The sequence below is a fragment of the Streptomyces sp. NPDC056486 genome, assembly GCF_042795295.1.
Lineage (GTDB): Bacteria > Actinomycetota > Actinomycetes > Streptomycetales > Streptomycetaceae > Streptomyces.
Genome location: NZ_JBHTSF010000249.1, coordinates 1 through 9,270, shown reverse-complemented (window position 1 = coordinate 9,270; position 9,270 = coordinate 1). Strand labels below are relative to the sequence as shown.

At 70.4% G+C, this 9,270-nt stretch carries 8 protein-coding genes; 4 read left to right on the top strand and 4 right to left on the bottom strand.

The window, feature by feature from the left end:
• The first annotated feature begins 234 nt into the window (after positions 1–234).
• The 3 genes from ACFQ7F_RS43730 to ACFQ7F_RS43720 are packed head-to-tail and all read left to right on the top strand — an operon-like array spanning position 235 to position 4,091.
• Positions 235–1,041, top strand: coding sequence for an ABC transporter ATP-binding protein (locus tag ACFQ7F_RS43730; RefSeq protein WP_383284611.1), 807 nt, complete (start codon positions 235–237; stop codon positions 1,039–1,041).
• Entirely contained in the window at positions 1,038–2,018 is a 981-nt protein-coding gene (locus ACFQ7F_RS43725; RefSeq protein WP_383284608.1) for an ABC transporter substrate-binding protein, read from the top strand. The genes ACFQ7F_RS43730 and ACFQ7F_RS43725 overlap by 4 nt, the downstream gene beginning before the upstream one ends.
• Before the next feature lie 6 nt (positions 2,019–2,024).
• Positions 2,025–4,091 carry an iron ABC transporter permease gene (locus ACFQ7F_RS43720; protein ID WP_383284604.1) on the top strand — a complete coding sequence of 689 codons (2,067 nt, stop codon included), beginning with the start codon at positions 2,025–2,027 and terminating at the stop codon, positions 4,089–4,091.
• 22 nt (positions 4,092–4,113) lie between these two features.
• Here the strand turns inward: ACFQ7F_RS43720 and ACFQ7F_RS43715 are convergent, their stop codons facing one another.
• The 4 genes from ACFQ7F_RS43715 to ACFQ7F_RS43700 form a co-directional block, all read right to left on the bottom strand.
• Positions 4,114–4,557 (bottom strand): NUDIX domain-containing protein, encoded by a 444-nt coding sequence (locus ACFQ7F_RS43715; protein ID WP_383284601.1) that lies wholly within the window; start codon positions 4,555–4,557, stop codon positions 4,114–4,116.
• A 258-nt stretch (positions 4,558–4,815) separates the two neighbouring features.
• Positions 4,816–6,363 (bottom strand): SulP family inorganic anion transporter, encoded by a 1,548-nt coding sequence (locus ACFQ7F_RS43710; protein WP_383284597.1) that lies wholly within the window; start codon positions 6,361–6,363, stop codon positions 4,816–4,818.
• A 54-nt stretch (positions 6,364–6,417) separates the two neighbouring features.
• Complete coding sequence (locus tag ACFQ7F_RS43705) at positions 6,418–7,059, bottom strand: carbonic anhydrase (RefSeq protein ID WP_383284592.1); 642 nt, start codon at positions 7,057–7,059, stop codon at positions 6,418–6,420.
• A 395-nt stretch (positions 7,060–7,454) separates the two neighbouring features.
• Positions 7,455–8,345 carry an NAD(P)H-binding protein gene (locus ACFQ7F_RS43700; protein WP_383284589.1) on the bottom strand — a complete coding sequence of 297 codons (891 nt, stop codon included), beginning with the start codon at positions 8,343–8,345 and terminating at the stop codon, positions 7,455–7,457.
• A 157-nt stretch (positions 8,346–8,502) separates the two neighbouring features.
• Between ACFQ7F_RS43700 and ACFQ7F_RS43695 the strand changes: the two genes are divergently transcribed.
• On the top strand, positions 8,503–9,270 hold a 768-nt coding region (locus tag ACFQ7F_RS43695), incomplete at its 3' end, for a LysR family transcriptional regulator (protein ID WP_383284584.1).

Sequence of the window (9,270 nt, the reverse complement as noted above, 5' to 3'; positions counted from 1 at the left end):
CGCCCGCGGGGCGCCACCGCCATGTTCCGACCGGGCTGTTGTGAGCCCTGGTTGAGGGTGGATGGGCTGTTCGTCGCAGCCGCCACAAGGGGAGTTCCGCGCGCGCTTTTCGCCCGGATTGGGACCCCCCACTTCCAGTCAGAGTTAGGTTAGGCTAACCTGCACGCCGTGAGATCAGGTGAACGCGCAGGTAGCGCAACACGTCCGCGCGGTCACGAGTTGTCCGCCGAGCACATGACCGTGTCGTACGACGGCGTCGACGTCGTCCACGACGCCGCCATCCAGCTCAGGCCCGGCGAAGTGACCGCTCTCGTCGGACCCAACGGGAGCGGCAAGTCGACGCTGTTGCGTACCGTCGCCCGCCTGCAGGGCGCCCGGCGCGGCACCCTGACCCTCGATTCCGGCACGGCCGAGGCCGCCGACGGCTTCGACCTCACCGCCCGCCAGTTCGCCCGGCGCGTCGCACTGTTGACCCAAGGACGCCCCACGCCGGGTGGTCTGACCGTCCGTGACGTCGTGGAGTTCGGCCGCTACCCCTACCGGGGCCGCTGGGGCCAGGCGGATGCCGGTGGCGTCGCCGTGGTGGACAGCGTGCTCGCCATGACCGGCGTCGACGGTCTGGCCGACCGGGCCGTCGACCAGCTCTCCGGCGGGCAGCTCCAGCGGGTGTGGCTCGCGAGCTGCCTGGCCCAGGAGACCGGCGTGCTCCTCCTCGACGAGCCGACCACCTACCTCGACCTGCGCTACCAGATCGAACTCCTCGACCTCATGCGTGACCTCGCGGACGACGGCGGCATCGCCGTCGGCGTCGTCCTGCACGACCTCGACCAGGCGGCAGCCGTCGCCGACCGGATCGCCCTGCTCGACGCCGGGCGCATCGTCGCCGACGGCGCCCCCGAGGACGTACTGCGGCCGGAGCGCCTCTCCGAGACGTACGGCATCCGCATCGAGGTCGACACCGACCCCCTCACCGGCCGGCTGCGCACCCGCGCGATAGGCCGCCACCACAGCAGAAGTGAAAGGCTCCACACCTCCTCATGAGACGCCCTCTCCTCGCGGCGGCTGCCGCCACCGCCGTGGCCCTCGTCCTGTCCGGCTGCGGCACCTCCGAGCCCGCCGAGACCAGCTCGGACAAGAAGTCCGAACCGATCACTCTCACCGACGCCAACGGCGCGACGGTGAAGCTCGACGGCCCGGCCAAGAAGGTCGTCGGCACCGAGTGGAACGTCGTCGAGTCCCTGGTCACGCTCGGCGTGGACCCCGTCGGTGTCGCCGACGTCAAGGGCTACAAGGCATGGGACTCCGCAGTCCCGCTCAAGAACGACCCCAAGGACATCGGCACCCGCGGTGAGCCGAGCATGGACACCCTCGCCGGTCTCACCCCGGACCTCATCGTCACCACCACCGACATGTCGGCCTCCGCGGTGAAGCAGATGAAGAAGGTCGGAACGGTCCTCCAGGTCAAGGCCGCGAACGGCTCCGACCAGGTCGGTCAGATGATGGACACGCTCGACGTCATCGCCAAGGCCACCGGCACGACGGACGAGGCCAAGAAGGCCAAGGAGTCGTACGAGGCCAAGGTCGCCGAGGGCAAGAAAGCCCTGAAGGAAGCCGAGCTCGACGGCTCGAAGATCGCCTTCGCCGACGGCTACGCCGCCTCCAACCAGGTCTCCGTGCGCGGCTACACGAGCAACTCCCTGCTCGGCGCCGTGAACGAGGACCTCGGTCTCAAGAACGCCTGGAAGATCAAGGGTGACAAGGACTACGGGCTCGCCACCACCGACGTCGAGGGCCTCACGAAGCTCGGCGACGACGTGAAGTTCGTCTACATCGGCAACAAGGGCGACGGAAGCTCCGACGTGTTCACCGACGAACTCGCCGACAACGCCGTCTGGAAGTCGCTGCCGTTCGTCAAGGACGACGAGGTCCACCGCCTGCCCGACGGCGTCTGGATGTTCGGCGGCCCCGGGGCGATGGAGGCGTACATCGACGCCCTCGTCGACACCCTGAAGAAGTAGGAGACCGTGGCCGTCACCGCAACGCCCTCCACCACGCCCGAGCGCGCGGTCGCGTCCCCGAGGGGCGCGCTCGCGGTGACGGCCGGTCTTGTTCTTCTGGTCGCCGTTCTCGCCGTCGTCGACATCACGCAAGGCACCGCATCCGTCGGCGCCGGCCAGGTGTGGAAGGCCCTCACCGGCCAGGCCGAACAGGGCGACTCCTCCGTCGTCATCGCCTCACGCATGCCGCGCATGGTCGCCGGGATACTCGTCGGCGTCGCGCTCGGCGCGGCGGGCGCCGCCCTGCAGGCGGTCAGCCGCAATGTGCTCGCCTCTCCCGACACCCTGGCCGTCAACGCCGGTTCGTACCTCGCCCTGGCCGCACTGGTCGCCAGCGGTGCGACCGCGCCGCTGCTCGCCTCCTCGGGCGTGGCGTTCGTCGGCGGCCTCGCGGCGGCCGCCGTCGTCCTCGCACTCGCGGGACGGAGCGCCGGAACGGTGCGCCTCGTCCTGGCGGGCAGTGCGCTCGCCCTCGGACTCAACGCCGTCACCGAGGCGTTGCTGCTGCTGTACCCCGAACGGACCGAGGGCCTCTACCAGTGGGGCCAGGGGAGCATCAGCCAGAACGGGTTCGACGGCGTGGCGCAGATGGCGCCCGTCATCGTGGCCGCACTCGTGGGGCTCCTGCTGATCTCCCGCCGCATCGACGCCCTGGCGCTCGGCGACGACGCCGCGCACGGACTCGGCATCCCGGTGCGCGGTACGCGCGTCACTGCCGTCGTCCTCGCCTCGCTGCTCGCGGCCGCAACGGTGACCCTGGCGGGGCCGATCGCCTTCGTGGGGCTGTGCGCACCGGCCCTGGTGCGGCCACTCGCCGGTCGTTTCCGTGCCCTCGTACGCCATCGGACCCGCATCCCCGTCGCGGGTCTCGTGGGCGCGGCCCTCGTCCTTGGTTCCGACGTACTGCTGCGTGCCGTGACGTCCTCCCAGACCGCGGTCACCGTGCCCACCGGCGTCATCACGAGCGTCGTCGGCGCCGTGTTCCTGGTCGTCATGGCGATGCGCACCCGCGACAGCGGCAACGCCGCCGCGCCGGACCGGCTGCGTATCCCGAGCCGGACGGCCTACGTCATCACCGTGGTGCTGCTCGTGGGCGCGCTGGTCGGCGTCACGATCGCCGCGGTGCTCGTCGGCGACAGCACGTTCCTGCTCGGCGACGTGGTCAACTGGCTGCGGGGCCAGTCGGGTCAGGCCATCACCTTTGTCCTCGACACCCGCGTGCCACGCGTGCTCGCCGCGCTCCTCGCGGGCGCCGCGCTCGCCCTGTCCGGCACGCTCGTGCAGTCCGTGACCCGCAATCCGCTCGCGGAACCCGGTGTCCTCGGCGTCTCCGGCGGAGCGGCACTCGGCGCCATCATCCTCGTCACCTCGGCACCGGGCTCCGGACCGTGGAGCATCACGGGCGCGGCCTTCGCAGGCGCCGCGGTCAGCTCCGTGGTCGTCTTCGGGCTCGCGGCGAAGGGCGGCTTCCAGAACAGCAGGCTCGTCCTCGTCGGCATCGGTGTGTCATCGGGAACCATGGCGCTCATCAGCCTGCTCATCGTGCTCACCGACCGGTTCAGCGCGACCAAGGCGCTGATCTGGCTCTCGGGCTCCACCTACGGACGGAGCGGCACCGACATCCTGCCGGTCGCGGCCGTCCTCGTGGCCGGGACGGTCGTGGCCATCGCCCGCCGCAAGGAACTCGACCTCGTGTCGCTCGACGAGGACACCCCCCGGCTCCTGGGCCTCGACCTGGCTCGCGGACGCCTCGGCTTCCTCATCGTGAGCGTGCTGCTCAGCGCCACCGCGGTGGCTGCGGCGGGCACGATCGGCTTCGTGGGTCTCGTGGCCCCGCACGCGGCTCGCGCACTGGTGGGGCGCCGGCACGTACGGGTCGTCCCGGTCGCGATACTCCTCGGCGCGACCCTCGTCTGCCTCGCGGACCTGCTGGGCCGGACCGTGATCGCCCCGGCCCAGATGGGCGCGGGGCTCATGACGGCCGTCGTCGGCACGCCGTACTTCGTGTACTTGCTGGTGCGCAGCCGGCGATAGCGGGCGGCGGCTGCGTGCCTCGCTATGACGCCATGGCCCCGCGCTGCCTGAGCAGTGGCAGAACGTGGTTCCTGACCGCCGGAGCGAGCTGAACATCCCGTTCGTGACCGGAGATCCATCGCAGGGCAGCCAGCTCCGCGGCGGGTTCCGGCGCCTGGCTGATGCGGGCCTCGAAGACCGACAGCTTCATGGGCGTCCGCTCAAGGGCCGCCATGGCCTCGACGTAGGCCAGGAACTGAGGCTCCAGAGGCTCGACCCCCAGTTCTTCGTCCAGTTCGCGGACCAGGGTCTCCAGCTGTGCCTCACCCTCATCAGGCTTGCCACCCGGCAGGTAGAAGACGTCGGGGGCCGCCTGCTTGCTGACGACCAGCAGACGCCCTTCCTGAACGATCGCGGCTGCCACCACGGCCAGCGGGCCCTCCCCGTCGATGTCGTGGGCGGCGCGCATTCCACTGTCGTGAGTCATGCAAGTCATCTTCCCAGGAACCTCAACAGCACCCATCACACCCGAATGCGGGCCGGAGGGAGACAAAGGTGGCCCCGCCGCGACGGGGGGACGCGGCGGGGCCAACTAAGCGAGTGCCCAGTGAGGTGAGCCTCACTCCTGCTTCGGCGAATTGTTTTCAGCGGTGATGTTGCCTGCAGCGGTGATCCGGGACACCGCACCGCCCGCCACCGGGGCGGGCGGCGGGCGGAGCGGCGGGTCATGCGGGGGTGGACGGCGTCAGCGCCGCATCGGTACCTCCGCGGGCTTCTCGGCGTCGGATCCTGCGTCCGGGAACGTCTTCATCCGCACCGCTTCCGTACCGCTGTCGTTGTGCCGCAGGGCCCAGTTCTCCAGCGTCGTACGGCAGGCGTGGTCCAGATGGCGCACCGCGGTCAGATCCAGCTCGATGGGCCGGTCCTTGGGCAGGGCCTCCAGGGTCTCCAGGATGCGCGGAAGGCGCAGGAACGTGGCGTTGCCCGTGAGGGTGACCACCATCCGGCCGCCGGTCAGTTCCCGTACGTCCAGGTTCACATGGGAGGTGTCCCAGGCGGACTTGATCACCGCGAGCACCAGGCCGAGCACCACGCCCTCGAACATGTTGGTCACCACGATGGCGATCGCGGTCGTGGCGAGGACCAGAGCCTCGCCCCGGTGTGCACGGGCGAGCGGGACGATCGCCTTGACGGGGATCAGCTTGCAGCCCGCGTGGACCAGGACACCGGCGAGGGCCGCGAGCGGGATGATGCCGAGCGCGGCCGGAAGCAGCACGGCGAAGAGAAGCAGCCACGCGCCGTGCAGGATGCGCGAGAGCGGGGTGCGGGCACCGGCCTCGACGTTGGCCGAACTGCGGACGATGACCGCCGTCATGGGCAGAGCACCCAGCACACCGCACACCGTGTTGCCGACGCCCTGGGCGACGAGTTCCTTGTCGTACTGCGTGCGTGGTCCGTCGTGCATGCGGTCCACGGCCGCCGCGCTGAACAGCGATTCGGCCGATGCGATCAGGGTGAACGCCAGGACGGTGCCGAGCACGGCCACACTGCCGAGGGACGCCAGGTCGCCGAAACCAGGCGGCTGGACGGCATCGACCAGGCCGCGCACCGTCACGTTGGCGACGTTCAGGCCAAGGCCCGCGGACACTGCGGTCGCCAGAGCGACTGCGGCCAGCGGGGCGGGCACCACGCGTACGGCCGCGGGCAGCTTCGGCCACAGCACGAGCACGGCGATGGTGCCAAGTCCCACGGCGGCAGCGGTCAGTGCGGTTGTGTCACCCAGGACATCGACCAGGAGACCGGGGAGTCCGGCTATCTTGTCGAGCCCTGAGCGTGGCTGCTCGGCCCCGGCCATGGTGTACAGCTGGCCGAGGATCAGTACGAGCCCGATGCCCGCCAGCATGCCCTGGACGACGGACACGGAGATGGCGCGGAACCAGCGGCCGCAGCGCAGCAGGCCGAGGGTGATCTGCAGGGCGCCGGTGAGCAGCACGATGGCGCCGAGCATGCCGAGCCCGAACTCCTGCACCGCCTCGAAGACGAGCACGGTAAGGCCTGCGGCGGGCCCGCTCACCTGCAGGGCACTGCCCGGCAGGAAGCCGACGACCAGGCCGCCGACGATGCCGGTGACCAGGCCCAGTTCGGCGGGCACCCCGGAGGCGACGGCCACGCCGACGCACAGCGGCAGGGCTACCAGGAAGACGACGAGCGAGGCGAGGAAGTCCTGGCGGACGACGCCGGGTTCACGCAGCGGGCGAAAGGGGGAGCGGAGCGAAGAGAGGAAGTTGGACATGAGGGTGGGGGGTCCTGTCGTGGGAGCGGTCCGGTCGCTGAGGCGCAACAGCTCTCACAGCGGACCGAACGCCGGCCGGTCGTCGAACGACGGGCGATGGCAGGTGACGGTGCCGGTGTGCACCTCGTAGTACCAGGCGTGCAGGGTGAGCGAGCCGTCGGCGACCCGCTCTCTCACGCAGGGGTACGCGTGCAGCCTCTCCACCTGCGCGAGTACGTGCGTCTGCACGGCTTCCGCCACGTCCGCGGCGGCCGGGGTGAGGGAGCGAAGGGCGGCGTCCGGGGCGACGGAGTGGTCGAGCCAGTCGCGCACGGCCGGTACGGCCGACAGGTCTTCGCCCCGCAGCAGGGCGCCCACAGCGCCGCAGTGCGAGTGTCCGCAGACGACGATGTCGCGGACTCCGAGCACGCACACCGCGTACTCGATGGTGGCCGCCTCGCTCATGGGGCGGCCGTCCCGGCCGGCGTCGTCGACGGCGGGGTACGGCGGTACGACGTTGCCCGCCGTACGGAGTTCGAAGAGTTCGCCGGGGCGTGCGCCGGTGATCAGGGTCGGGACGACGCGTGAGTCGGAGCACGTGACGAACAGGGCCTCGGGCGATTGCCCGGCCTCGAGTGCCTGGAAGGCCTCGGTGTTCTGCGGGTCCGCGACGTGTGTCGCGGCGAAGGAACGGGCGTTGTCGATGAGGGTTTTCATGGTGTGGCCTGCCTCCTGCGTCTCTGCGGCCGAGCCGGGACGCGGTGTGGTCGGGTCGATGGTGACAGTGAGGCGCTGAGGGCCCGCTGAGTGACAGCGGGCACCACATCGCCCCGGTGACAGCCTGGATGGCTGCCGTGTCTCCCACTTTGCCATCGCATTAACCTTTGATGACAGAGCAAAATTCTGCCAAAGATTGAGTAATAAACGCCCCTGAGCAGGGATTTGATCGAAGCCTCAACCGTTGGTCAACGTTCATGTGAAGATCATGTGCAGTCTGTGAGACCGTTCCGTTCGCGCCACCTTGCAATCGCGACGTATCGGACGGTTGCATCTGCTTCGACTGCGCCCTCGTCACCTCGGTGGAATTCCGGGGCCGCGCGTCCGCCTGTCCCCTAGGCCGAGACGGCAGGCCTGAGCACCTCCTGGCACCACTGGCGGAAGCCGGTGGGTGCGGACCCGGGAGTGCTCGGTGCGGCGGCGCCGTAGAAGCCCTGGGTGTTCATGGCCTCCGTCATGTCGGCCAAGCCCTGCGCCCAGGCCTCGCTCGCCCCGTAGCGCAGCATCGTCGCCTTGTAGTCCGTGCTGCTGGTCCGCTGGACGCGCACCGGGCGGTCGAGCACCTCGGAGATGACCTGTGCCATGCCCTCGGGGGACAGGTCATCGGGTCCGACCAGCGGGATGTCCTCCTGCCCTGCCCAGGAGTCGTCCAGGAGCAGCCGGGCCGCCGTGGCGGCGATGTCGTCGGTCGCGCAGGTGCGCAGAACCCGGTCATCCGCCAGCGCCAGGAAGAACGTGCCCGCGTCGCGGATCGACTCGGCCTGGCCCAGCAGGTTCTCCATCAGGAACGGCGGGCACAGCGCCCGGTAGTGCACCCCCGTGTCCGCGATCGCCTTGTCCATGGCGAGGGATGCCGATACCTGGCCCGCGTCCTTCGCCACTGCGCGGCCCAGCGTGGAGACGCTGACGACCCGCTGGATGCCCCCGTCGGCGATCACCTCGCGCAGCGGCTCGGTGAAGTCGCGGAAGTGGCCCTCGACGCTGTCGGCCCAAGGTGTCGGGGGAACCAGCCAGAACACGCGGTCGGCGCCCTCACAGGCCTCCTTCAGGACGGTGGGATCGGCGTGCGATCCCTCTACGACCTCGACATGCGCGCGCACGCGTTCCGGCAGGCGGGCCGGGTCGCGGGCGATCACCCGGATTCCCGCGGTGGTGTCCGGCCTTTCGAGGAGGTGGCCGAGGACCTGTCGGCCGATCTGGCCGGTGGGGGTGGTGACGACGATCATGGAAAACTCCCGGGGGATGCTCGGTCGGATGCCGTCGAGCCTGCTGCGTCGCGCGCCCGAACTGAAGGATCGATCCGCTCCGGCTTGTTACCCTCAGAGCAATACCGAAAGTGATCGGCTGACAGACACCAGAGGCCAGAAGGGGGGGGCGGAAAACGTGGAGTCCCGCCCGCTGCGCTACTTCCTCGCCGTCGCCGAGGAGCTCAATTTCGCCCGCGCCGCCGAGCGGCTCGGCATCTCCCCGCCGCCGCTGTCCCGCGCGATCCGTCAGCTTGAGTCGGATCTTGGCGTCACCCTCTTCGAGCGCACCACCCACAGCGTGGCGCTGACCCCGGCCGGAACAGTGCTCCTGGCGGAGGCGAGGATCGCCCTGGACGCTCTGCAGGCCGCCGGGCGGCGGGCCCAGCGCGCGGCCGCCGCTGATCCCAAGCTGGTCCTGGCCATGAAGGCCGACGGGGACGCCGGACTCCTTGAGCCGATTCTGGCGCGCTTCGCGGCGGAGCCGGCCGCCCTGCCGGTCGCCGTCCGGCTGTGCGGCTGGCGCGAACAGCCGCGGATCCTGCGCCTGGGCGAAGCGGACGTGGCCCTGGTCCACGAGCCGTTCGACCACACCGGTCTCGACTCCGAGACGCTGGTCGCCGAACCGCGCGTCGCGGCCCTCGCCGCCACCCATCCGCTCGCCGACCGGGATCACCTGTCCCTCGCCGACTTCGGCCTGCGCCCCGGCGACCTGCACCAGTACCTCGACGACATCTGCGGCGAGAGCCGCGACCTGGCTCAACTGCTCACGTTCGTCGGCCTCGGGGGCCCGACCCCGCTGCTCCCCGCCTCCGTCGCCGCCCGTTATCCGCGCCCGGGTGTCGTCTACCGACCCGTCGCGGACGCACCGCCCGTGGTCTTCGCCATCGCCTGGCCGCAGCAGTCC